Genomic DNA, 23,445 nt, shown 5'->3' on the forward strand with positions numbered 1-23,445 from the left:
ACAAACAAATAATTAGGAGGTAAGGTTAGTTAGTAGTTAAGTTCGACAGCTAAACCAAAGTGGTCGCTGACGATTGGAGATTCACCGCCATCAAAGACAACTTTTGATGACTGAATATCAATATCTTTACTTGTAAAGACATGGTCTACTTTAAGGGATTGTTTATTGCCTTCCCAACCATCAATATCTTCAATAATCGTGTGGTCACCTTGGATGACTTTTGCTACTTTGTGACTGTCCTGCAAATCAAGCGGACTCTGTAAAATCATCTCGTAACCAGCAGTATCCGTTGGATTGTTAAAATCACCCATAAGCACTAGTGGTTTTGGATAATCACTTAGAGCTTTTTCAAGTTTTGCCCATTCACTTTCAAAGCCCTTGCCATACCAAGACATGTGAAGACTGACCACAGTGATTGTTTTACCATCAACTTCAGTCTCAGCCGCCAAGACACGTCTCGTATGAAAATCGTGTTCATCATCCACTTCAGAAACTAAAATATCTTGAACCTTGATTGGTTTTTTCGATAAAATCACAACACCTTCATTGTATTTATCATAGCCGATATGATTATAAGCCCAAGACCAATAGTAATGTCTACCTTGACTCTTAAGGTAATTCACTAGTTGCAAAGCATAATTATCACGATGCAAAGCTGGACTTCCAGGGAGGTTTTCATACCCTTCAACTTCTTTTGTTTCTAGTCCTCGGATGTCTTGATTAATTTCTTGAAGGCAAATGACGTCATAATCTTCACTATAAATCGTTTCTGCCAAATCAAATAATTTTTTCAATGCATTGGCTTCTAACCATGAATGCGTATTAAGTGTTAAAAATTTTGCCATGTTTTTCCCCTCAAGTCAAAGGAGAGTCCGAGATTCCTACCTCGGACTCCCTTCTATTTAGTTTTAACCTAAATCTCTATATCACTAATAATATAAGCTTAAAGTTCTACTTTTGCAACAGCTGTTTTCGCAGAAACTTTTCCTGTTTGTGTTAAATTGACTGCTTTGATTTCTGCTGTATTTGTGAAGGCAACGATAGTTGTTGTTTCACGTCCTGCTGATTGGATAGCTGCCAAGTCAGCTACCACCAAAAGGTCACCTGCTGTTACACGTTGACCTTCTGTTACTTTAACAGAGAATGGCACACCGTTAAGAGCAACAGTATCAAGACCAATGTGAACAAGAACTTCAAGACCGCTATCTGTCAACAATCCAAAAGCGTGTTTTGTTGGGAAGACACTTGTTACGATACCAGAAACTGGTGCGTAGATATTACCATTTTCAGGTTCTACCGCAAATCCATCACCCATCATTTTAGCTGAGAAGACAGGGTCTTTCACTTCTGTGATTGGTTTGACTTCACCATCAGCAACTGAAAGAACATCTTCGGTCACACCTTTATACGAAGCTTTAGTGACGTCATTTCCTTTAACTTCTGCTAAATCGATTGTTGGAATCTCAGCTCCTGAATCAAGAAGGTCTTGAATATCAGATTTCAAAATATCTGCTTTTGGTCCATAAACAGCTTGTACACCTGAGCCTTTAATGATAAGACCCATAGCACCTGCTTTTTTCCAAGTTTCTTCATCACCAACTCGTGTGACATCTTTGACTGTTACACGAAGTCGTGTCATACAAGCATCAACATCTTCAATGTTATCGCGTCCACCAAGGAGATTAATGATTTGAACGATTTGAGAATTTGCAGATACTGTCGCACCAGTTGCTGATGCAGCAGTGTCATCATCCATGTCGTCATAGTTACCGTTACGACCTGGAGTGGCGAAGTTAAATTTCTTAATCATAAAGTCTGCGATGAAGTACATCACAACACCTGATAAGATACAGCAGATAACAAAATTAATTAAATCTCCACCAAGACCTGCTTTAAGTGCCATTGGTGTACGTGTCAAAAGTTCGATATTACCAAATGAATGGAGACGAAGGTTAACTAAATCAGCTAAAGCAAATGTCACCCCTTGTACAACTGCATATACAACATAAAGTGGCATTGCAACAAACATAAACATGTATTCGATTGGTTCAGTAACACCTGTCAAGAATGTAGCTGCTGCTGTTGAAACAAACATAGCAGTGTATTTTTTCTTCTTGTCAGGGTCAACATTACGGTACATTGCAAGGCTAACCCCCATAAGTGTACCAGTTGCACCAATCATTTGTCCGACTTTGAAGCGGGCAGGTGTTACAGTTGCCATAAGGTGATGGTAATCTGAAGGATTTGAACCTTTAAGGTTGATAAGGTCTGTTACCCATGCTAACCAAAGTGGGTCTTGACCAAAGACTTCAGTACCTTTTTGAGCACCAGTCAAGATTTCATAAGTACCACCAAGTGAAGTGTAGTTCATTGGGATAGTAATCATGTGGTGAAGACCAAATGGAAGAAGCAAACGTTCCAAAGTACCATACAAGAATGGCGCTAAGAATGGAGCAGAATCTTGTGATGATGCAATCCACATACCAAATCCGTTGATTCCTGATTGAATGATTGGCCAAACAAGTGACATAAACAAAGCAACAAGAACTGAACGGTAAATAACAACGAATGGTACGAAACGTTTTCCGTTAAAGAATGAAAGAACATCAGGCAACTTACGGTAGTTGTAATATTTGTTGTAAGCTGTTGCCCCAACAAACCCTGAAATGATACCAACAAAGACACCCATGTTAAGTGCTGGCTGACCAAGTACGTTAACAAAGTAGTCTGCTACAAGCATTTTACCACCCAGAACGTTGTGAACAACACTTTTACCGTCAGCAATCATATCAAGTGAAATGCCATAAACGTGACCTGTAATCAAGTTGATGAGGATAAATGCGATACCAGCGGCAAACGCACCACCAGCACGTTCTTTAGCCCAGCTACCACCAATAGCAAGAGCAAAGAGAATGTGAAGGTTATTGATAATTCCCCAACCAATTTGTGCAATAACATTACCAACTGTGGCAAGAATAGCTGAGTCTGCATTGATTAGCGGTAGAGAGTTACCGATACTAACCATCAAACCGGCTGCCGGCATAACGGCAATAACAACCATCAAGCATTTACCGAATTTTTGCCAAAATTCGAAGCTGGTCAATTTTTTAAATGCCTTCTTCATGAAACGACTCCTTAAACTCTATGAAACCAATTGCTTTATTACAGAATGTAAACTTTGCCCGATATTTAAACATTCTAATCACAAAGCGACTAATTCCAAAAATAATTTACGCAAATGTTTGCGCTATTTTGATGATTTTATTATAGCATGTATTTTTAATTTGTAAAGCGTTTTCTAAAAAATTTTTTAAAAATAAAAAAGTAAAGGATAGTTCGCAAATGGAAAAAATCCTCCACTTTCTCTTGTCTTAATCATTGTTGGTAGACTCCCGCTCAATGATTTTGTGTGAAATAATCACCTTTTGATGATTTTCTTTTTGCTTTTTATCCAGCAAAAGCTGCGCTGCTTTTTCACCCAACTGATAGGGGAAAATATCAATCGATGTCAGAGCTGGATTTGCAATCGCCGTAATCAAAGAATTATTAAAGCTGATGATGCCATATTTCTTGAGTGACTGACTATTTTTAAACAAACGCTGCAAACGAATCGCCATAATATCATCGCAAGCGACAAACCCTTGTGTTTTCGGATGCTCAGCCAAAAAGCTCTGCAATTTCAAAACATTATCATCCTCATTCACCCTTGAAAAATGCAAAGACTGTGCCTCTTTGTCACAACCTTGCATATAAGCACTGTAACCTTGATAGCGCTCCGTCTGTACAAGCTCATTCATATCTGTATAGGCAAAAACCAGATGTTCATAGCCCTTTTCTAGCATAAATGCCGCAGCATCTCTTCCTGCTTGGTAGTTGTCATTATCAACAAATCGAACTGATTTTGGAATTTTTTTCTCGTAAGAACTTCCAACAACAACACAAGACACATTTTTTTGATTTTTGACAAACTCAAAAACAGAATCATTTTTTCGTGAATAGAGAAAAATAAACTTTCTGATATTACCACTGCGAATCAATGCCTGACAATTCTTGCGCAGCTCATCATCTGTACCACCACTTGCCAAATTGACCATGTAGCCATTCTCGCTACAGATGCTAGAAATTCCTTGGATAATCTGCATGAAAAACGGGTTATTACCAAGAGAGTCCTTGCTTTCACGAACTGGCAGAACTATCCCAATTGTATTTGTTGTGCGGTTCACCAAGTTTTGAGCAGAATAATTTGGTGAGTAATCCAATTCTTCCATTGCTTTTCTCACACGTTCCTTGGTTGCCTCACTAATCATATCGCTATCATGTAAAGCTCTTGATGCTGTTGAGGTTGAGACCCCAGCAAGTTTTGCTACGTCCTTTATCGTTGCCATCTTTTTGTCCTTATTTTGAAATTCTTATCTCTAGGATAAAAATTTTTTAAAGCGCTGTCAATTAAAAAATTATAAAAAGAAATTGAGACTTTCATCCCAACTTCCTTTTACAATAATTCTAAAGCATAGCTAACGCTACTAAGAGCATAGAGCGGTGCCGTTTCGGCACGCATGATACGTGGCCCTAAACCGATTTTCAAGCCACCTTTTTCCTCAAATGCCACAATTTCATCTGGTGAAATTCCGCCTTCTGGGCCAAAGATAAAGAGAATTTTCTCTCCTGCTTTGACTTGGCTCAATTCACGCGCTAAAATAGCCGTTTCACCTTCTTTTGCTGACTCTTCATAAGCAATGAAAATCTTATCAAACTGGTCAAGTTCAGCAAGAAAAGCTGCTTTTTTATCAAAAAGAGTCACACCTGGAATGACATTACGTTTGCTTTGCTCAGCGGCACCAATAGCAATTTTTGCCAATTTATCTGCTTTTTTGGCTAGTTTTTTGCCATCCCATTTGACCACAGACCAATCAGCTGGAAATGCCCAGAGATTTGCCATACCAAGTTCTGTTCCTTTTTGCGCAAGAAATTCTAGTTTATCACCCTTAGGAAATCCCGCAGCAATCGTCACTTCAACTGGCATCTCAACATTGCTATTAAGCTCTTTGATAATTTCAAAACGGTGCTCAGCACTATCGACAACCTTTGCCAAACGTTTGATGTGATCATCAAAAACAAGGACAACTTCCTCATCTTCTGTCAGACGCATAACGTTAAACATATGTTTTACCGTGTCTTTATCTGTGATTGTAATGACGTCTTGAGCTTGTCCTGCTACAAAATATTGTTGCATTTATCCTCCAATTACACCTGAAATATCATCAGTCTTTTTGAAAACACAAGCATTCCATTCGCCTTGAACCATATGCGTTTCAAGGAAGAATCCTGCATCTTCAGCTGATTTACGAACCATTTCCCATTTGTCAGAAATGATACCTGACATGATAAGGTAACCTTCATCTTTCACAAGACGGTAAGCATCTTCTGTCATATTGACCAAAATATCAGCAAGAATATTTGCCACAATAACATCAGCTTTGATATCCACACCTTGCAAAAGATTACCTGTAGCCACATGGATATTTTCAGTATTGGCGTTAAGGTCAATGTTTTCTTGTGCCACGCGCACGGCTACTTCATCAAGGTCATAAGCGTAAATATCTTTTGCACCAAGAAGTGAGCTTGCGATTGAAAGCACACCTGAACCAGTACCTACGTCAATCACTGTTTCGCCACCTCGAAGCACTTGTTCCAGTGCGAAAAGACTCATTTTTGTCGTTGGGTGAGTTCCTGTACCAAATGCCATACCAGGATCAAGACGAATGGTCTTTTCACCTTCACTAGCATCATAATCTGTCCAACTTGGAACGATTGTCAAATCATGACTGATACGTGTTGGTTCGTAATATTTTTTCCAGTTTTCTGCCCAGTCTTGCTCAGCTAATTCTTGTGTTTCGTAGTGAACATCCCCAGCGTCCACACCAAAATGTGTCAATTCAGCCAAACGCTTAGCTACTTCTTTTTCGACAGCTTCAATATCGATGTGTTCTGGATAGTAAGCTGTAATTTTAACAGTCTCTACCTGTTTGATTTCTGGGAAGACTTCGCCGTATTTTCCGACATGTCCAAGATAATCAGCACTATCATCGATAGCCACACCTTGACTTCCCAATTCAATTAAAATATTTGACACAGCCTCTTCTGCATCACGCAAGACCTCAACAGTCAACTCTTGCCACTTGTTCATAATTAAGATACCAAGCCCGTAAAACACAAAGCCAAAATAGGAAAATCACCGACGGCGCTTGCGTCTAGGAGAATTTTATCTTTTTGGCACAGTGTTTCGGGCGGATTCAGTTAAAATACTAACCGAACCTTTTCCTTTCTATCTAATATATTTCAGGCGGAGCTATTAACTCCCTTTATCCACAATAAAACACCTGAACATTTACATCTTATTATAAATTTTCTTCTCTTTCTTTCAAACTACATCCATTTGAATCCTTCCAATCAGTACGACCGTTTGTACGCATACCTAAAACAAAAGATGCTGCATAAGATGGACTATTGAAAAATCGATTTTTCTTGAGGATACCATCCTTGATAATTCCCTCTTTCAGTAACTCTTGTCGCAAGTCATGAATAGATTTTGGAATTCCTTTACCATCTGTAAGTTCAATCATACTGCCTTCAAGAACAACAAATCCCTCTGCTGTCTGTCGGCAAGTTGCAATAATTTCACGGTTTGATCGCTTAATGTTACGTTTAAGAGTAAGAACAGTTTCAGCCTCAATTGGCTCTTCATCAACAGAATTGTCGCCGTTAATCATAGGAACAAATACTCGATAACCAAGGGTTCCAATTATTGTTTTTGTATTCTCAACAACCTCATCCAGTTCAGATTGCTTTTCTTCAGTTACATTGCCAGAATTTGGTTCGTTACCATTTCGAACAACAAAACGATTTGCTTCGTTTGCTAGCTTAGTAAATCTGTTTTCCAAATAACTGATTTCAGTCGGCCCGAAGGAATTATTTTGCGTTGTTAATACAATGACATCATTGAAATAATCAGCATGATTATCCCTAGTATGCTCTTGAACACGTAACAAAACACCTTCGCCATTCTTTCGGCTCGTTGCTTGACCAATATAAACTGTATCCTGCTGATTAGCATCATCACGACCAAGTAAAAAATAAACACCACTTTGTTTCATCTCAGGTCTTGATTTTAAATCACCTAACTGAATTCTAGGAATTTTATAAATCACGCCTGTCCAGTTGGATAAAGTACACTTAATCTTACCAGTGACTTCACCATCCATCAGAAACATACTTATATTTTTACCTCTTTTTACCATCTTAATATCTTGGATATGCAAAGAATTCTGTTTCTTTTAACTCTGCTTTGCCTTTTTCAAAGCTTTCAGCATCCCATTCAAGAGCAAAGTCAGTTGCATTTTCATCTGCTAAAAAGTCCATCAAATCATCAAGACCTTTAGTTGCAACATCGTTTAATGTTTCTGCAAAATACGCTAAAAATTCGCGTGAGAATCCTTTTTTAGCATCAAAAGGAACAGTCACCAAGTAGTCATCATGGTCAACTTTAGATTTTGCTTGGTTGTAAAATAGTACGTAATCTTCAAAAACAATATCCTCGCTGCTAACCTCACCTTGGTCATCCACAGTTTCAACAGCAGCTTGGTTCTGCGCTTCCAAAATAAAAGTCACTTCCACCGCATGATTTTTCTTATTCCAATCGATGGCATAATCAAAGGTGAAGTGCTTATCCATTTCTTCTTCTAATACTGATAAAAAGCCAAATTTAGCCATTAAAAATTTCTTCCAATCTTCTTTTGTGTTACAATTATTTTATCATACTTAAGGGGAAATGACATGCAAATACGACCAATGAAGCTAGAAGACATTGAACAAGTCGTTGCAATGGAAAATAAAACTTGGGACAACTTCAATACACCTGCTAGCTTACCAGCCGTAAATAAACATAAAATCATTCAAGCCTTTCAGAATCATTCACATTATCTCGTTGCTGAAGAAAACGGGGTTATTTTGGGAGTTCTTGATTATCATGCTTACTATCCTTTCCCTAGCGCACGTCACGTGGTAAGCTTTATTATCGCAGTCGACAAAGACACCCAAGGTAAAGGTATCGGGCACTCTCTTATCCAAGCTTTCTTTACCGTAGCTAAATCTGATAATTACAAAAAGGTTGTTATCCACGTGCTATCATCAAATAAAAACGCCTGCCGTTTCTATGAAAATATCGGCTTCACTCTGGAAGCTACCCTTAAAAATCAATTCTACCTAAACGGCACTTACGTCGATGACCTCATATACAGTTATTACTTGGAGGAAATACATGCCAAATAATCTCGCTTTACGGATGCGTCCCAAAAATATTGACCAAGTCATTGGGCAAAAGCATCTGGTAGGCGAAGGAAAAATCATTCGCCGCATGGTCGAAGCCAATATGCTATCGTCCATGATTCTCTATGGTCCTCCCGGCATCGGGAAGACCTCAATCGCTAGCGCTATCGCAGGAACAACCAAGTACGCCTTTCGTACCTTCAACGCCACAACCGATAGCAAAAAGCGCCTGCAAGAAATCGCCGAAGAAGCAAAATTCTCTGGCGGACTGGTTTTACTGCTCGATGAAATCCATCGTCTCGATAAAACCAAACAAGATTTTCTGCTACCATTGCTTGAAAATGGCAATATCATCATGATTGGAGCAACAACTGAAAATCCATTTTTCTCAGTTACTCCTGCCATTCGTTCCCGCGTTCAAATTTTCGAACTTGATCCACTCTCAACTGACGACATTAAGTCAGCTTTGCAAACTGCTCTTTCTGACAAAGAACGTGGATTTGACTTTGATGTCGACATCGATGCAGATGCCATTGATTATATCGCAACAGCAACCAATGGTGACCTTCGTTCTGCCTTTAATTCACTTGACTTAGCCGTCATGTCTACAAAAGCTGATGAAAATGGGCTTCGCCACATCACGCTTGATACTGTTGAAAATAGCTTGCAGCGCAGCTATATTACCATGGATAAAGACGGAGACGGGCATTATGATGTGCTTTCAGCTCTTCAAAAATCCATTCGAGGTTCTGATGTCAATGCCAGCCTGCACTACGCGGCACGCTTGATTGAAGCTGGTGATTTGCCAAGTCTTGCCAGAAGACTAACAGTCATTGCTTATGAAGACATCGGGCTTGCAAACCCTGATGCGCAGATTCATACCGTCACTGCCCTTGAAGCTGCTCAAAAAATCGGATTTCCAGAAGCACGTATCTTGATTGCTAACGTCGTGATTGACCTTGCACTTTCACCAAAATCAAATTCAGCCTACGAAGCTATTGATAAGGCAATCGCTGATTTGCATCAAAATGGAACCCTTCCTATTCCACGCCACCTTCGTGACGGACATTACGCCGGCAGCAAAGAATTAGGCAATGCCCAAGGCTACAAATACCCTCACAACTATCCAGAAAAATGGGTGAAACAACAGTATCTCCCAGATAAACTGGTCGGAAAAAATTACTTTAATGCCAACCAAACTGGTAAATACGAACGCGCCCTTGGTGCCAATAAAGACCGAATCAATCATTTATCAAAATAACTTTTTGTAAGCTTTTCTGATACTTTTCAAAAAAACACTTTCTAAAAATTGGGCTTTACCCCTTGAAATATTTTTTTAAAGTGGTATCATAATGACATAGGTTAATTGCTGTGGCATACGAATTCACATCAATGTGTTGACCGACTAAATATTTGTATTTCGGGAAACAGTAGTCTTTCTCCAGTATGCAAGCCGTCACACGCGGAAGCGACTAAGGAGAAGCGAGTTGCCCACCTGCTTTTACATTCGCGGGTTCAATACAAATCGTGAATCACGGTGCCAATACAGCTTATCATCCTTCCTTAGCTCAGTTGGTAGAGCAGTGGACTCTTAATCCATGGGTCATAGGTTCAAGCCCTATAGGGAGGACTAAACGTCATAAGAAAAAGCCCTTTGTTTAGGGCTTTTTGCTTGTTTTAAAATCAATTTGTTACGATTTTATCAATTTTTTGACAATCTGCTGGTCGTCTTTTATTTCAAAAATTAAAAACGTCATTAAAGTTCTCAGCCATAGTAGGATGCGTAAATATTTGATTCTTAATATAAGTGTATGGGATATGGTTATCCATAGCTAACTTAATCAGATTTATGTTTTCCTGAGCACCTTCACCAAAAAGAGTTGCTCCTAAAATATCTTGTGTTTTTTCATTAACAATAACCTTATAAATACCTCGAAGGTTGCCATTAACATGGGCTCTAGGCATAGCTGAAACCATTAATTCATTTGCTTTATAGGGAAGATTTGCCTCCGCAGCCTCTTTTTCTGTTAAACCTACACGTGCCAAAGCAGGTTTAATAAATAATGTAGTGGGGATATTATTTCTCTGACTAGCATTATAATCACTCTGTCCAGTTAATTTATTAAAAACTATGCGATAATCGTCCAATGACACATAAGTAAATTGGAGTCCGCCATTGACATCCCCAACAGCATAAACATTTGGAACACTAGTTTCACAATAGTCATCAACCTCAATAGCACCACGGTCTGTTACCACAATATCTGTATTTTCAAGTCCCAAGTCAGTAATATTCGGTTTACGACCAGTCGCATAAAGGACAGCATCAAAACTCATTTTCTGACCATGATTGCTTAAAATAACATTATCGTCTTCATCATTTTCTAAAGCATTTATCTGAGCATTTAAAACAAAGGAAACACCGTCTTCTTCCATGTATTCTTTTGCTAGCTGCGCAACGATATCCTCCTCACGTGGCAAAATACGGTTAGCAGTCTCAAAAACGGTGACCTTACTGCCAAGATTAGCATAAAGGCTGGCAAATTCAAGCCCAATATTACCCCCTCCAATGATTCCTAACCTTTGTGGTAGAGTTTCTAATTTTTGAATGCCAGTACTGTCAAAGACATTTTTAGATTCCTTTAATCCTGGGATAGGCAAACGATTTGAAATAGCACCTGTATTAATCACTATAGTATCAGCTGTTAACTGTTCGCTATCCTCGCCAGCCACTATTTTAATAACCTTATTAGAGACAAAACTTGCTTTAGCATCATAAAAATCTACACCAGCATTGACCACATTGGCTTTATTTTTTTGATTTAATCGATGCGTAACCACCTCTTTTTCAGCCATTGCCTGCTCAAATGTTAAATGATTTTCAGCTGCATGGATTAATGTTTTTGTTGGAATACAGCCAATATTGATACAAGTTCCTCCATACATTGAAGAACTTTCTTCAACAAGAGCAACTTTCTTGCCAAGAGAACTCATCTTAGCAGCAAGTGTCTTTCCAGCTTTACCAAAGCCAATGACTAATAAATCATATGTTTTCATTTTTGTTCTCCCATAAAAGCACCAGATCATTAAATAACAAACACGATATTAGCGATATTGTGTTAAATCTTGTTTTAAAAAGTAGTAAAATAAGTTGCCATAATTTCCTGAATAATCCAGTACATGACCGTTATAAACGACCTTAGTGACTTTGTAATAGTCGGCAATATCGATTGAGCAAGATTGCTGTGAACGTTCGAATTCCTCGTATGAACCAAACGTCACCACTCGTTCTTGGTTTCCAGCGTTTAAAAATGTAATTTCAATCATTATTTACATTTCCTTTCTAATTCTACATACTATATTACTTCGGTTTTGGAATATAGTATGTAGAATTGTATAACGTTATGTTACTACAAAGTATGTTTTCACACAACTATTCTGCTCTGACTGGATTTTCTCAATCATAATTCAAGAATCAATTGTAAATTATAAAAAGAGATTCCAAACAGAAATCTCTTTTTTAACTGAATTTGTAAAATTATATTATCCTTTATGATATTCAAAAGCAATAGTATAAGTCTTTTCGGTATTGGCTGGAAGAACAATATCACCAAAATCGTCATGATTAATAGCATCTGGGAGAAATTGTGCTTCAAGCGCTAAGGCTTCAAATTCTTTAGCCATTTTACCCTTATCACGCGCTGGATAAATATCCTCAGGAATGCCACCCATACTGTAAACGACCCAAGTATCACGGTCAGAATAAAGGTGAACAGAATCGCCACTTTCTTCATCTTTCAATTCTCCACAAGGTTTATCAAGCGAAGCATTTACCAAGAAAGCATCGTCAAGCCCGCCTGTATCAGCGATAGCCTCTCCAAGGTTTTTCCCAGTTTGAAAATCATAAGCTGTGCCAGCAACGTCAATGAATTTTCCTGTTGGCACCAAATCATCACGTGTTTCCAAGTAACGGTCAGCAGCCAAAGTAAAGGTATGGTGTGCCAAGTCTTGGCGTTCACCGAGGTTAAAGTAAACGTGGTTAGTTGGGTTAAAGAGGGTCGCTTGACCACCATTTTTACCAGTGTATTGAATCGTAAAGCGATTTTTATTATCTAGGGTAAAGCGCACTGTGACAAGCATATCACCTGGAAAACCATCCACACTTTCTTTAGCATTATAAGTCATGACAATACTAATTTGATTGCGTTCTAAATCAACACAAGCTTGCCAAATTTGCTTATGAAAACCTTGAGGCCCACCATGAAGAGTGTTGCCATTTTCATTTTGCGGAAGTTGCATGAGCTTTCCATAAAGTTTAAACTGACCATGATTAATGCGTCCAGCAACACGACCAATAGATTGTCCAGCGCACAAAGTATTTTTGCCATATTCAGCAGGATCATCAAAACCAATGATGATATTTTTGTGTCCACCTTTTCCATCTGGCACCAAAAATTCTTGCCAAGTTGCTCCCAAAGTTAACAAACCAACTTGCACATCATTGTCATTGACAATTGTGTATTTTTCAATATTTTTCCCATTAATTGTTGCTACAATTTCTTGTACTACTTTCATTTTTCTCCCTCTTTCTTAGGTCTTGTCTTTATTTTACTCCTCCTAAAATTTTTTGTAAACGTTTTCTGTTTGTTTTTTACCAAGGTTTTACTAAAACTCAGTTTTTACCAACAAAAAAATCCTGCCCTTAAGGACAGGATTCATCTATTTAAACTTATTTCACAACAATATTTACAAGTTTATTAGGCACTGCAATCACTTTGATAATGTCTTTACCAGCGATTTCATCTTGAATTTTGTCGTTTGCAAGAGCAAGTTTTTCAAGTTCTTCACGGCTTGAGTCTTTTGGTACAACAAGTTTTGCACGAACTTTACCTTTGATTTGGATAACAATTTCAATGTCGTTTTCAACGAGTTTTGATTCGTCCCATGTTGGCCATGCAACGTATGAAATTGATTCACCTGAATGTGTCAATTCTTGCCACAATTCTTCAGAAAGGTGTGGTGCAAATGGAGCTAACAATTGTACAAATCCTTTAGCGTAATCAGCAAAGAGTTTGTCTTCTTTATTTGCTGCGTTAACAAATACCATCAATTGTGCGATAGCTGTGTTGAATTTCATTGCTTCAAGTTGTTCAGTGACAGCTTTGACAGTTTCGTTATAAACTTTATCCAAGTTGCCGTTGTTTTCTGCAACAACTTCTTTTGTTGTCAACAAGCGGTATACGCGGTCGAGGAATTTACGTGAACCTTCAAGACCTTCTTCAGACCAAGCGATTGAAGCGTCAAGTGGTCCCATGAACATTTCGTATACACGAAGTGTATCGGCACCGTAACGTTCAACCACATCATCTGGGTTAACAACGTTTTTAAGTGATTTAGACATTTTCGCTGGCGCTTGTTCAAGTTCTTCACCAGTTTCGATGTTGAAAAATGAACCATCACGTTTTTCAACTTTATCAGTTGCAACAAGGGCACCACGGTGATCGCGGTAGCTTGTTCCCAAAATCATACCTTGGTTGAAGAGTTTTTGGAATGGTTCTTTGGTTGGAACAACACCTAAATCATAAAGGAATTTGTGCCAGAAACGAGCGTAAAGCAAGTGAAGCACAGCGTGCTCAGCACCACCGATGTAGATATCAACTGGCAACCAAGCTTTAAGAAGGTCTTCATCAGCCAATTTTTCATCGTTGTGTGGATCGATGTAGCGTAGGAAGTACCAGCTTGAACCAGCCCACTGTGGCATTGTATTTGTTTCGCGACGACCTTTAACACCATCTTCACGAGTCACTTCAAGCCAATCAGTCAAGTTAGCAAGTGGTGACTCACCTGTACCTGAAGGTTTGATATCTTTTGTCACTGGCAATACAAGTGGAAGTTGATCTTCTGGAACAGCTGTTGTTGTACCATCTTCCCAGTGGATGATTGGGATTGGTTCACCCCAATAACGTTGACGTGAGAAGAGCCAGTCACGAAGACGGTAAGTTACTTTCTTGTTACCAACACCTTCTGCTTCAAGCCATTCGACCATTTTGTCAATAGCTTGCGCTTTATCAAGACCATCTAGGAAGCCAGAGTTGATGTGAAGTCCATCTTCTGTGTAAGCCTCTTCTTCAACATTTCCACCTTCAAGAACTGGAATGATTTCTAGGTTAAATTGTTTTGCAAATTCCCAGTCACGTGTATCGTGGGCAGGAACAGCCATGATAGCACCAGTTCCGTAGCTTACAAGAACATAGTCAGCAATCCAGATTGGCATTTCTTTACCATTTACTGGGTTAATAGCGTAGCTACCAGTCCAAACACCAGTTTTTTCTTTAGCAAGGTCTGTACGAGCTAGGTCAGATTTAAGACTTGCTTGATGTTTGTAATCCGCAACAGCTTGTGCTTGTTCTGCTGTTGTAATAGCTTCAACAAGTGGGTGTTCTGGAGCCAAAACAGCATAAGTTGCACCAAAGAGTGTGTCTGGACGAGTTGTAAATACTGTGAAATCTTTGTCAGTGTCTTTAACTTTAAAAGTAACGTTAGCACCAATTGATTTACCAATCCAGTTACGTTGCATGTCTTTGATTGATTCTGGCCAATCAAGGTCATCCAAGTCGTTAAGCAAACGTTCTGCGTAAGCTGTGATTTTAAGCATCCATTGACGCATTGGTTTACGGACAACTGGGTAACCACCACGTTCTGAAGTTCCGTCAGGAAGCACTTCTTCGTTGGCGATAGCTGTACCTAATTCTTCAACCCAGTTAACTGGCACTTCAGCTTCGTATGCCAAACCTTTTTCGTACAATTTTGTGAAAATCCACTGAGTCCATTTGTAGTAGTTAGGGTCAGTTGTGTTGACTTCACGATCCCAGTCATATGAGAAACCAAGTGAGTTGATTTGACGTTTGAAGTTAGCAATGTTTTTAGCTGTGAATTCAGCTGGGTCATTACCAGTATCCATTGCGTATTGTTCTGCTGGAAGACCAAATGCATCCCAACCCATTGGGTGAAGCACGTTGTAACCTTGAGCACGTTTGAAACGGCTAAGAATATCAGTCGCAGTATATCCTTCGGGGTGTCCTACGTGAAGACCAGCACCAGATGGGTAAGGGAACATATCTAGCGCATAGAAGTTTGGTTTATCAGCGTCAGTCCCTGTTTTGAAAGTATGGTTATCAGCCCAAAAAGCCTGCCATTTTTTCTCAATCTCTTTATGATTATAAGTTGCCATGTCATTTCTCCATGTTCTTAGTATTGGTTACTATTATACCACGAAAAGAATAAAGAAAAAAGGCGAAATCACGGGGGATTTCACGCCTTTTTCAAAATAAACCTTTTGCCCATTCTTCAGATAATTCATTTTCTTTAAGGACTAATTCTTGCCACTGTCCTGCATAATAAATTCCACCATCTTTTGCAGAATTTTTCACATTTTTACATACATTCTCTGGTAAAAGGGCTGCAATTTCCTTCCAAGTTGCTTTTGACTTACCCGGACTCGTTAAAACATACTTCTCCGCAAAATCAAAAGTTCCAAATCCTTCTCTATTCTTATTGAATGTTAATGTATCAATTGGTAAATACAACATATTATTATTTTCCTTTGCACGCTTTTCTAGCGAATGAGGATGCCAATAGTACTCTTTTTGTAGTCTTTCTGAATCTGAAACCGTCTTACCAATTTGTAAATAGCCATAAAGGATATGTTGATTTGGCGCATTTCTCACATATCGAAGTGTTCCATCTTTAAAATTTCCTTCTGTCTGCCTGAACCAACCAAAAAACAAAAATAAATCCCCGACTCCAACTTCTTGATTTCTTAAATAACCTTGAGCCTGAGAAATTTGTCCAAAACCTGCAGTCCAATTTTCAGGTTTTATTTTTCGGCTATTTAGACGGATATCAGGATCAAGGTGGCAGTTCCAATTTATAATTTTCTTATCCTTAGGTTTCAATTGACATAAAATATCCGCCAAAGACACTCCATCAAAATACACATCTTTATACTGAAGTTCATCATATTTAGAAGGTATTGGTAATGAAAGTAGGGTACCATCTGGTAATATTGGACTAGGAATACCACCTGCTTTACTATCAAATCCTTTTCGAGATAAAATAATCTTCATTTTTTCTCCCTCACAAAAAATGGATGATATGGTAAATCCAAAACTTCATTTTTATTACATAAAATTTTATTGATATATCCTAATAATTCTTTAGTGTCCGCTGCCCTTTCTTCTGAGTTATAAAAACCATTTTTTGTATTCCACCTTGGAAATGGCTTCCCATATAAACGTGCTCTTTTCCCCATTGGAAAGAAATCGAGAATTGTTTCCGGAAGTTCAAGCGGTGATTTTCCAAAATACTTAAATTTCTCAGAAATGATAATAGGAGCATTAAAATCTTTCGAAGTCCACCAACCTTGATTAATATAATAATTATAAGTATAAGTATCACGGCGGTTACGTGAACATTGTGATTTAAGATAGTTCTCTATAGTATCTATCTTTGAAATTTTTGCAACAAAAATCAAATGATTATATTTCGGTGAAATAAACTCTCCTTTTTCATCACGCCATTTGTTACCATCATGTGAATGCCCCGCCACTGCCATGATATAAGCATCAATTTCACCAGAATTTATTTTTCCTTTCCAATTCTTTTTCAAATTACGACGCAATTGAATCATACAGCCTCCCTCCGTTAGAAGTTCTGGTGTTGCCTCATATTCTTTAGTAAAGACACATGGATTAATTCCATAATCATGCGTCATACGGTAACAATAAATAATCGTCTGTTTATCCATACCACTTTCCTCATTCTACACTACTAAAAAAGCCACATCTGTGGCCTTTAGCAAATAAGTTCTAATTCCAAATTCCAAGAGTTTGTTTGATATCTTGAATCGCTTGATCACAATCAAACCAAAAACCTGCTCTTTCTCGTATCTGATTTATTTGAAAATCTGAAACTTGAAATTTTGGCAAAGTCAGCTCTCTTTTATTAAAAACGTCTGATACTACAAAAGTAATGCTACTTCCAAAATTTTTTTCTTTAATCTCTAAATGCATAGTACTTTTCTCCTTTGCAGTCACTGCTTATTAATAAATTATTAGAAATATTTATACGACACATGCAGTATATCAAAGTATTGGAATATTTACAATACGATACTCGTAGTATATCAAAAATTTTCAGCCACCCATTGAAATTTTATTATGTTTTTTTCATCTTTGCTTTAAATAATTCTTCAGTTGTTTCAATATTCCCTCAGTATCATCTACACCGATTTGATAGATTTCTTCAAATTTTTCTGGGTTAGTTTCAAGTCGTCCAATTTCGAGGTTTTGGCTTGGGCGAATAGCAAAGAGCTCACCTTTCTTTTCCAAATCAATAATGTGCTCAACCGTCGCATTATAATGTTCATAACGTTTTGATGCCACTTCAATAAATTTTGGATATCTTCTGTAAAAGAGTTTGTAAAGACGACCGCTGCTTGGTTTTTTACGGTAGTCAATCGGACGTGTCAAAACAACAATAATTTTGTCGAAACCAAGACTTTTAGCAAAATCAACTGGAATGCTATCTGACAAGCCACCGTCAAGGTATTTGTTGCCATTCCACTCTACAATTTTTGAAGCCAATGGCAGAGCAGAACTTGCTCGAAGCAACTCCATTTGTTCAAAGACATTATCAACTTTATGGTATTCTGGTTTCCCAGTTGCCAAGTTAGTCACTGTTGCATAAAAGGGAACTCCTGATTCTTCAAAAGTCTTTTCATCAAAAATGTCCAACTCCATAGGAACTTTATAATAAGTGAAATCTTTATTGACCACATTTCCAGTTTTTAGCCAAGAACGAAGTCCCATATACTCAGGATATGAGGCATATTTTTTATTATAACGAAGGGCACGACCTTTTTGTTTCGACAAGAAGTTTACTCCAAAAAGTGCTCCAGCAGACACTGACACAATGCCATCTACTTCAATACCAGCATCTAAAAAAGCATCTAGAACACCAGCCGTAAACAGCCCACGCATGCCGCCACCTTCTAATACTAAACCAACTGACATTTCTTTCCTCCGTTCTTTAATTTTGTAAATTATTATATCAAAAAGTGAGTGATTTTGATGGTTTTTGCTATGTTATAATAGTTCTAACAAGCTAAAGGAGCTAATATGAGAAAGAAAATTTACGACATCATTGAACCAACCAAAAACGTCACCACCGTTGAAAAGATTTATGACATTTTCATGGTCATTGTTATTATTGCGAGCTTGCTTCCTTTAACCATCAAAACACATTCAACTTTTTATGCGGTTCTGGAAAATGTAACCACTCTTATTTTCATCATCGATTATATACTACGTCTTATGACTGCAGACTTTAAACTCAAGCAAGGAAAAATTTCTTTCATCAAATATCCTTTTACTTTCCTTGCTATTACAGACCTTGTTGCGATTTTGTCTTCTCTGCAATTTTGGAATAACACTTTTCGATTGTTCAAAATCGTGCGTATGATTCGTACGGTTCGTGTATTCAAACTCTTTCGTTATTCTAGAAGCATTAACATGCTCATTCATGTTCTTAAAAAGCAAAAAGAGTCTTTGTTAATTGTTGGTGCCTTAGTTGTCATTTATATTTTCATCTCAGCTCTCGTCATTTTCAATGTTGAGCCAACAACTTTTAATAATTTCTTTGACGCCCTTTACTGGGCAACCATTTCTCTGACAACCGTTGGCTACGGAGATATTTACGCCGTCTCTGGCATCGGAAAATTAATCACTATGATTTCATCAATCCTTGGCGTTGCTATCATCGCACTGCCTGTCAGCATCATGACCGCAGGTTACCTAGAAGAAATCGAGACACGACGACACAGACACAAACATTAGATACTAGAAAATTTCATAGGGATTAAAAAAAGCAAGAACTAAATTGTTCTCGCTAAAATTTAAATTTCTAAAGGTTACATATACGATAAGGAATCATTAAAATATTATAAATCTTCTTTGTTAATGTATGACGTAAAAGTAGAAGTTGCTGCTTTTTTTACAGCTTGTGCTGTATTCAGTAAGTCCTCTACTTTTACAGCTTGTTCTAACTTCAATTTATTACTTTCTTTGATGGCTTCTTCGGTAACATAATAAACTTTAACAAGCGAACCAGGGGCAACAGGCCCAGCTTTAGATTCTGTCATCACAACCTCATTATTTTTATTGTTGGCGTATCTGACGTTTGGCTTGGCTTGAAGTGTAACTACTTTAAAACCAGCTTCTTCTATAATGCTACTTGCTTTATCTACATCAATATCAATAACGTTGGATAGCTGTACAAGACTTTGTTTTTTCTCATATCTTCTATCTAAGCTTTTTTCAATCATAGGTGCAGCTTCTTTTATAATATCTCCAGCAAAATCTATTGAAGATACTCCTCCAAGTAAACCTCCTAATTTTCCGAGCATTCCGCTGCTTTTTTTCTTCACAATACAACATCTCCAGACTATAGTATTTTTCTAAGCAATAATTCCCATACATTATATATATAATGTCAAGTTAAATTATAAATTATTTATCATAAACATTATCCGCTAATAACTTTTACTAGTCTTAAAAAGCAAAAATAACTAAAAAGCTGAACTCTTAAAAGAGCTCAGCTTTTTGATATTACAATTCAGCGATTTGGTAAAGTTCCAATTCAGCTTGTGTTTCAGTACCAAACATGTTAATCATCAATTTAACTTTGTTGTTTTCGATTTCTACAACACGTCCTTCTTGACCAGCAAAAGCACCGTCGATGATTTGAACCACATCACCAGCTTTAATGTTTGTATCAACAACATCAACAGTTTGACCCATTGAGATAAGGATTGAACGGATTTCTTCCTCCAAAAGTGGAGTTGGTTTTGAACGGTTACCGTGTGAACCAACGAAACCAGTAACGTTTGGAGTGTTACGAACAACGAACCAAGCTTCGTCTGTCATAACCATTTCAACCAAAACATAACCAGGGAAGCGATTTTCTTCAACTTCTTTGATTTTACCATTTTTTTCAACGTTAACAGTTTGTGTTGGGATTTCAACACGCAAGATGTTATCCAACATGTTGTAAGTTTGTGCACGTTGCAAAAGTGTTTCTTTAACTTTGTTTTCGTAACCAGAGTAAGTTTGTAGCACAAACCAACCTTTATCAAAAGAATCTAACATAATTTCCTCCATTATAAAAAAGCCCTTTAGAGGCTCCTTGGGTGTTTTTCTTTATTTTATTATAGGAAAAATCGCTAGCGCTGTCAACGAATTACTGCCAAATGTGTACACAAAAAAGCTGGGCAAAACCCAGCTTATGTCTTAAAATCGATTTAATAAATCCATCACTCCCAGTGAGAGCAATTTATCGAAAATGAAAATAACAATGGTAAAGAATGCTGTATATTCAAGTACAGAGATATAATCTTTCCAACGTTGTTTACGATCTGGCCAAGTTGTATCACTTAAAATCGTAAAAACTCCCTTAATGAATGCCACAGGCGACTCCTCCTTATTCTATCATCTCGCTCATTACTCTAAAGCTGAGAATGACCGCTACAAATTATCGTGTTTCTTTGTGTAGCGTGTATTTTTTACAATGTTTACAATATTTATTAACTTCTAGTCGTACAGGTTTGGGGTTGCTACTAACTCCGATAGAGTAGTTACGGCTTCCACATTCTGTACAAGCTAAACTTGCTTTTTTCTGTGCCATAATTCCTCCGAGACTTTATTTTATCATGTTTTTCTTATTTTGACAAGTCAGCTAGTTTGTCTGTTGACTAAACCAATTTGAGAAACTATCCCAAGCATCTTTAACAGCTTGTCCAATCTTTTCACCAGCATCTTGAGCTGAATCTTGAACTTTATCAAGAATATTATCAGAACTTGATGATTGGCTTGTACTTGCTTGACCATCTGCACTGTAGACAAGGTCATAACCGTTTTGACTATAAGCATTTTCAACAGTAAATTCTGTTCCTGCAGTGTATGGCAGAATGCTGCTTGCGACGGCACTAAAAATTGTCGAAGCTGTCCCTGAACTTGCATCAGTCAGATAGTGGTTTTCATCTGTCGAATCATAACCAATCCACTGTGCAATAACAACATCTGGTGTGTAGCCGATAACCCATTGGTCACTCGTCAAATCTTCATTAAAGCTTGCTTCAACAGTACCTGTCTTACCAGCAATTGTATAGCCATAAGCATTGGCATTAACCGCTGAACCATTTGAGAAGGTTCCAAGCATCATGCTTGTCATCTTATCTGAAACTGATTTGCTGAGCACGCGCTTAGTAGCCGGCTTAAATTCTGCAACAACATCACCGCTAGCATTTTCAATTTTTGAAATCAAATGTCCTTTCGGCATGACGCCATCATTTGCAAAAGTTGCATAAGCTTGCGCCATTTCAAGCGGGTTAGTAGTCACACCACCACCAAGAGCAATTCCCAATTCTTCCTTAACATTTTTCATATCAAGTCCAAATTTCTTAGCATAGCTAATACCTTTGCTAACTCCAATTTTATTTAACAAATAAACAGCTGGAATGTTATACGAATTAGCAAGGGCTTGGTACATTGGGAGATCCGCTGTCTCAATTCCTGCATAGTTCGTTGGGCTGTAGCCGTCATAATCTTGGACAGTATTGGGCAATTCTTTGGTAATAGCGTAGCCTGACGCAACCGCTGGAGAATACACAACAAGTGGCTTAATCGTTGAACCTGGGCTACGCGAAGCTTGTGTCGCATAGTTAAAGCTACGGAAAGTTGATGAACTTGGACTTACTCGCCCAACCAAACCACGTACCGCTCCTGTTGCAGGGTCCATAGCAACGCTTGCTCCTTGAGCTGTTTGACCGTCATAGTCAGACACTGGGAAGTATGACGTATCATCAAAAACTGCCTGCATATTGGCTTGATAATTTTGGTCAAGCTCTGTGTAAATCTTGTAGCCGTTATTGACAATATCATTTTCTGATAGGCCATATTTTTCTTGAGCTTCTTGGATAACTGCATCGAAGTACGAACCATATTGGTAATCGTCAGAATTTCCAGTATAGGTATCATTCAATTCATCAGCGATATTCACTTGCTTAGCTTGGTCAGCTTCCGCTTGCGTAATCTTACCAGCATCAACCATAACACCTAGAACTGTGTTACGGCGGTTCGTCGCATTTTCCACAGAATAATAAGGATTATAAATCTCAGGACCTTTCAGCATACCAGCTAAGATGGCTGATTGTTCAATCGTTAAATTAGCTGCGCTTGTCCCAAAATATTTCTGACTAGCATCCTCAATTCCCCAAACCGAATTTCCAAAATAAGCATTGTTCAAATACATGGTCAAAATATCATCTTTGCTGTATTTCTTCGTCAATTCGATAGCAAGGAAAAATTCTTTTGCCTTACGTGTGACCGTCTGTTCTTGGCTCAAATAAGCATTTTTAGCCAATTGTTGTGTGATGGTTGACCCACCACCAAAATGACCCATGGTAAATAGAGCTAAGAAGAAACGTGAATAATTAATCCCACCATTTTTATAAAAAGAACGGTCTTCAGTTGCGATAACTGCATTTTTCATGTTATCACTGATAGCATCGAGCTCAACGTAAGTTCCTTTTTGCCCTGAAAGAGAACCAACTTGATTATTATCTTTGTCATAAATCACAGTTGTTGCCTTCAAAGCGTCTTGCAAATCAGAAACATTGGTTGACTTAGCAATCACAAACAAATAAGAGCCGATAGCTAAAACCACGATACCAACAAGGATAAGCAAGATTTTGCCAATACGATAGCGACGCCAAAACCGTCTAATCGGATTTTTAGGTGATGGTATAAAGCGTGAAATTTTTTGCAACCAAGCCGGCTGTTTTTTAGCTTTTTCGTGATAACTTTTACTTCGTTGATAAGTCGGAGTTTCTTGCTCCGTTTCCTCTTCAATATCAGTCAAATCATCAGCCAAATAATCATCGTTGTCATTTTCTTGGCTGGTGTGATTTTTGAAAGGTAGTTCTTCTTTTGCTGTTTTCAAAAAAGAAAGAACCTTTTCTTTAATCAATTTAAATTTTGTCATAACCACATTATAGCAGTTCTT

At 38.0% G+C, this 23,445-nt stretch carries 23 protein-coding genes, 1 tRNA gene and 1 other RNA gene; 5 read left to right on the forward strand and 20 right to left on the reverse strand.

Annotation, left to right across the window (positions count from 1 at the left end; genetic code table 11):
- Positions 1-29: 29 nt before the first annotated feature.
- From HMPREF0819_RS08075 to HMPREF0819_RS08105, 7 genes are all read right to left on the reverse strand, one after another.
- The gene (locus tag HMPREF0819_RS08075; RefSeq protein WP_003067779.1) at positions 30-845 is read right to left on the reverse strand and encodes an endonuclease/exonuclease/phosphatase family protein; all 816 of its coding nucleotides are present in this window, start codon (positions 843-845) and stop codon (positions 30-32) included.
- Positions 846-943: 98 nt separating this feature from the next.
- Complete coding sequence (locus HMPREF0819_RS08080) at positions 944-3,124, reverse strand: PTS transporter subunit IIBC (protein WP_003067781.1); 2,181 nt, start codon at positions 3,122-3,124, stop codon at positions 944-946.
- A gap of 247 nt (positions 3,125-3,371) precedes the next feature.
- Positions 3,372-4,385 carry a LacI family DNA-binding transcriptional regulator gene (locus HMPREF0819_RS08085; protein ID WP_003067783.1) on the reverse strand — a complete coding sequence of 338 codons (1,014 nt, stop codon included), beginning with the start codon at positions 4,383-4,385 and terminating at the stop codon, positions 3,372-3,374.
- Between the two features lie 107 nt (positions 4,386-4,492).
- Positions 4,493-5,233 (reverse strand): 16S rRNA (uracil(1498)-N(3))-methyltransferase, encoded by a 741-nt coding sequence (locus HMPREF0819_RS08090; protein WP_003067786.1) that lies wholly within the window; start codon positions 5,231-5,233, stop codon positions 4,493-4,495.
- The gene (gene prmA, locus HMPREF0819_RS08095) at positions 5,234-6,187 is read right to left on the reverse strand and encodes a 50S ribosomal protein L11 methyltransferase (RefSeq protein ID WP_003067788.1); all 954 of its coding nucleotides are present in this window, start codon (positions 6,185-6,187) and stop codon (positions 5,234-5,236) included.
- Between the two features lie 211 nt (positions 6,188-6,398).
- Positions 6,399-7,298 carry a GIY-YIG nuclease family protein gene (locus HMPREF0819_RS08100; protein ID WP_044023489.1) on the reverse strand — a complete coding sequence of 300 codons (900 nt, stop codon included), beginning with the start codon at positions 7,296-7,298 and terminating at the stop codon, positions 6,399-6,401.
- A gap of 1 nt (position 7,299) precedes the next feature.
- A complete protein-coding gene (locus HMPREF0819_RS08105) occupies positions 7,300-7,770 on the reverse strand; it encodes a DUF3013 family protein (protein ID WP_003067791.1) in 471 nt (156 codons plus the stop codon).
- 63 nt (positions 7,771-7,833) lie between these two features.
- Here HMPREF0819_RS08105 and HMPREF0819_RS08110 point away from each other — a divergent pair, with 63 nt between their 5' ends.
- From HMPREF0819_RS08110 to HMPREF0819_RS08120, 4 genes are all read left to right on the forward strand, one after another.
- Positions 7,834-8,328 carry a GNAT family N-acetyltransferase gene (locus HMPREF0819_RS08110; RefSeq protein ID WP_003067793.1) on the forward strand — a complete coding sequence of 165 codons (495 nt, stop codon included), beginning with the start codon at positions 7,834-7,836 and terminating at the stop codon, positions 8,326-8,328.
- Entirely contained in the window at positions 8,318-9,586 is a 1,269-nt protein-coding gene (locus HMPREF0819_RS08115) for a replication-associated recombination protein A (protein ID WP_003067795.1), read from the forward strand. The genes HMPREF0819_RS08110 and HMPREF0819_RS08115 overlap by 11 nt, the downstream gene beginning before the upstream one ends.
- Before the next feature lie 102 nt (positions 9,587-9,688).
- Positions 9,689-9,881: non-coding RNA, 6S RNA (ssrS, locus tag HMPREF0819_RS08815), on the forward strand.
- A 1-nt stretch (position 9,882) separates the two neighbouring features.
- Positions 9,883-9,955 (forward strand) — tRNA-Lys (locus tag HMPREF0819_RS08120).
- A gap of 107 nt (positions 9,956-10,062) precedes the next feature.
- Here HMPREF0819_RS08120 and HMPREF0819_RS08125 read toward each other — a convergent pair.
- The 8 genes from HMPREF0819_RS08125 to HMPREF0819_RS08160 form a co-directional block, all read right to left on the reverse strand.
- Complete coding sequence (locus tag HMPREF0819_RS08125) at positions 10,063-11,382, reverse strand: FAD-containing oxidoreductase (RefSeq protein ID WP_003067797.1); 1,320 nt, start codon at positions 11,380-11,382, stop codon at positions 10,063-10,065.
- A 48-nt stretch (positions 11,383-11,430) separates the two neighbouring features.
- Positions 11,431-11,652: a DUF4649 family protein gene (locus HMPREF0819_RS08130; RefSeq protein WP_003067800.1), complete on the reverse strand. Its 222-nt coding sequence runs from the start codon at positions 11,650-11,652 to the stop codon at positions 11,431-11,433.
- A gap of 216 nt (positions 11,653-11,868) precedes the next feature.
- Positions 11,869-12,900: an aldose epimerase family protein gene (locus HMPREF0819_RS08135; protein WP_003067801.1), complete on the reverse strand. Its 1,032-nt coding sequence runs from the start codon at positions 12,898-12,900 to the stop codon at positions 11,869-11,871.
- A gap of 154 nt (positions 12,901-13,054) precedes the next feature.
- Positions 13,055-15,556 carry a leucine--tRNA ligase gene (leuS, locus tag HMPREF0819_RS08140; RefSeq protein ID WP_003067804.1) on the reverse strand — a complete coding sequence of 834 codons (2,502 nt, stop codon included), beginning with the start codon at positions 15,554-15,556 and terminating at the stop codon, positions 13,055-13,057.
- 91 nt (positions 15,557-15,647) lie between these two features.
- Positions 15,648-16,451, reverse strand: a complete 804-nt coding sequence (locus tag HMPREF0819_RS08145; RefSeq protein ID WP_003067807.1) for an Nmad3 family putative nucleotide modification protein — start codon at positions 16,449-16,451, stop codon at positions 15,648-15,650.
- Positions 16,448-17,131, reverse strand: coding sequence for a hypothetical protein (locus tag HMPREF0819_RS08150; RefSeq protein ID WP_003067810.1), 684 nt, complete (start codon positions 17,129-17,131; stop codon positions 16,448-16,450). The genes HMPREF0819_RS08145 and HMPREF0819_RS08150 overlap by 4 nt, the downstream gene beginning before the upstream one ends.
- 61 nt (positions 17,132-17,192) lie before the next feature.
- A complete protein-coding gene (locus HMPREF0819_RS08155; RefSeq protein WP_044023480.1) occupies positions 17,193-17,396 on the reverse strand; it encodes a hypothetical protein in 204 nt (67 codons plus the stop codon).
- A gap of 156 nt (positions 17,397-17,552) precedes the next feature.
- Positions 17,553-18,398 carry a patatin-like phospholipase family protein gene (locus HMPREF0819_RS08160; RefSeq protein ID WP_003067817.1) on the reverse strand — a complete coding sequence of 282 codons (846 nt, stop codon included), beginning with the start codon at positions 18,396-18,398 and terminating at the stop codon, positions 17,553-17,555.
- A gap of 105 nt (positions 18,399-18,503) precedes the next feature.
- Here HMPREF0819_RS08160 and HMPREF0819_RS08165 point away from each other — a divergent pair, with 105 nt between their 5' ends.
- A complete protein-coding gene (locus HMPREF0819_RS08165; RefSeq protein WP_003067820.1) occupies positions 18,504-19,220 on the forward strand; it encodes an ion transporter in 717 nt (238 codons plus the stop codon).
- Between the two features lie 104 nt (positions 19,221-19,324).
- Here the strand turns inward: HMPREF0819_RS08165 and HMPREF0819_RS08170 are convergent, their stop codons facing one another.
- The 5 genes from HMPREF0819_RS08170 to pbp2a all read right to left on the reverse strand — a co-directional run bounded on the left by HMPREF0819_RS08170 (position 19,325) and on the right by pbp2a (position 23,424).
- Positions 19,325-19,810 (reverse strand): hypothetical protein, encoded by a 486-nt coding sequence (locus HMPREF0819_RS08170; RefSeq protein ID WP_003067822.1) that lies wholly within the window; start codon positions 19,808-19,810, stop codon positions 19,325-19,327.
- A gap of 181 nt (positions 19,811-19,991) precedes the next feature.
- Positions 19,992-20,531 (reverse strand): transcription termination/antitermination protein NusG, encoded by a 540-nt coding sequence (nusG, locus tag HMPREF0819_RS08175; RefSeq protein WP_021141477.1) that lies wholly within the window; start codon positions 20,529-20,531, stop codon positions 19,992-19,994.
- Between the two features lie 141 nt (positions 20,532-20,672).
- Positions 20,673-20,849 carry a preprotein translocase subunit SecE gene (gene secE, locus HMPREF0819_RS08180; RefSeq protein WP_003067826.1) on the reverse strand — a complete coding sequence of 59 codons (177 nt, stop codon included), beginning with the start codon at positions 20,847-20,849 and terminating at the stop codon, positions 20,673-20,675.
- 64 nt (positions 20,850-20,913) lie between these two features.
- Entirely contained in the window at positions 20,914-21,066 is a 153-nt protein-coding gene (rpmG, locus tag HMPREF0819_RS08820) for a 50S ribosomal protein L33 (protein ID WP_003067827.1), read from the reverse strand.
- A 51-nt stretch (positions 21,067-21,117) separates the two neighbouring features.
- Positions 21,118-23,424, reverse strand: a complete 2,307-nt coding sequence (pbp2a, locus tag HMPREF0819_RS08185) for a penicillin-binding protein PBP2A (protein WP_003067829.1) — start codon at positions 23,422-23,424, stop codon at positions 21,118-21,120.
- Between the last annotated feature and the right edge of the window lie 21 nt (positions 23,425-23,445).

This window comes from Streptococcus equinus ATCC 9812 (assembly GCF_000187265.1).
GTDB classification, from domain to species: domain Bacteria; phylum Bacillota; class Bacilli; order Lactobacillales; family Streptococcaceae; genus Streptococcus; species Streptococcus equinus.

Coding starts and splice junctions, on each gene's coding strand:
- HMPREF0819_RS08075 (WP_003067779.1), bottom strand. CDS start 845: ATGGCAAAATTTTTAACACTTAATACGCATTCATGGTTAGAAGCCAAT.
- HMPREF0819_RS08080 (WP_003067781.1), bottom strand. CDS start 3,124: ATGAAGAAGGCATTTAAAAAATTGACCAGCTTCGAATTTTGGCAAAAA.
- HMPREF0819_RS08085 (WP_003067783.1), bottom strand. CDS start 4,385: ATGGCAACGATAAAGGACGTAGCAAAACTTGCTGGGGTCTCAACCTCA.
- HMPREF0819_RS08090 (WP_003067786.1), bottom strand. CDS start 5,233: ATGCAACAATATTTTGTAGCAGGACAAGCTCAAGACGTCATTACAATC.
- prmA (WP_003067788.1), bottom strand. CDS start 6,187: ATGAACAAGTGGCAAGAGTTGACTGTTGAGGTCTTGCGTGATGCAGAA.
- HMPREF0819_RS08100 (WP_044023489.1), bottom strand. CDS start 7,298: ATGGTAAAAAGAGGTAAAAATATAAGTATGTTTCTGATGGATGGTGAA.
- HMPREF0819_RS08105 (WP_003067791.1), bottom strand. CDS start 7,770: ATGGCTAAATTTGGCTTTTTATCAGTATTAGAAGAAGAAATGGATAAG.
- HMPREF0819_RS08110 (WP_003067793.1), top strand. CDS start 7,834: ATGCAAATACGACCAATGAAGCTAGAAGACATTGAACAAGTCGTTGCA.
- HMPREF0819_RS08115 (WP_003067795.1), top strand. CDS start 8,318: ATGCCAAATAATCTCGCTTTACGGATGCGTCCCAAAAATATTGACCAA.
- HMPREF0819_RS08125 (WP_003067797.1), bottom strand. CDS start 11,382: ATGAAAACATATGATTTATTAGTCATTGGCTTTGGTAAAGCTGGAAAG.
- HMPREF0819_RS08130 (WP_003067800.1), bottom strand. CDS start 11,652: ATGATTGAAATTACATTTTTAAACGCTGGAAACCAAGAACGAGTGGTG.
- HMPREF0819_RS08135 (WP_003067801.1), bottom strand. CDS start 12,900: ATGAAAGTAGTACAAGAAATTGTAGCAACAATTAATGGGAAAAATATT.
- leuS (WP_003067804.1), bottom strand. CDS start 15,556: ATGGCAACTTATAATCATAAAGAGATTGAGAAAAAATGGCAGGCTTTT.
- HMPREF0819_RS08145 (WP_003067807.1), bottom strand. CDS start 16,451: ATGAAGATTATTTTATCTCGAAAAGGATTTGATAGTAAAGCAGGTGGT.
- HMPREF0819_RS08150 (WP_003067810.1), bottom strand. CDS start 17,131: ATGGATAAACAGACGATTATTTATTGTTACCGTATGACGCATGATTAT.
- HMPREF0819_RS08155 (WP_044023480.1), bottom strand. CDS start 17,396: ATGCATTTAGAGATTAAAGAAAAAAATTTTGGAAGTAGCATTACTTTT.
- HMPREF0819_RS08160 (WP_003067817.1), bottom strand. CDS start 18,398: ATGTCAGTTGGTTTAGTATTAGAAGGTGGCGGCATGCGTGGGCTGTTT.
- HMPREF0819_RS08165 (WP_003067820.1), top strand. CDS start 18,504: ATGAGAAAGAAAATTTACGACATCATTGAACCAACCAAAAACGTCACC.
- nusG (WP_021141477.1), bottom strand. CDS start 20,531: ATGTTAGATTCTTTTGATAAAGGTTGGTTTGTGCTACAAACTTACTCT.
- rpmG (WP_003067827.1), bottom strand. CDS start 21,066: ATGGCACAGAAAAAAGCAAGTTTAGCTTGTACAGAATGTGGAAGCCGT.
- pbp2a (WP_003067829.1), bottom strand. CDS start 23,424: ATGACAAAATTTAAATTGATTAAAGAAAAGGTTCTTTCTTTTTTGAAA.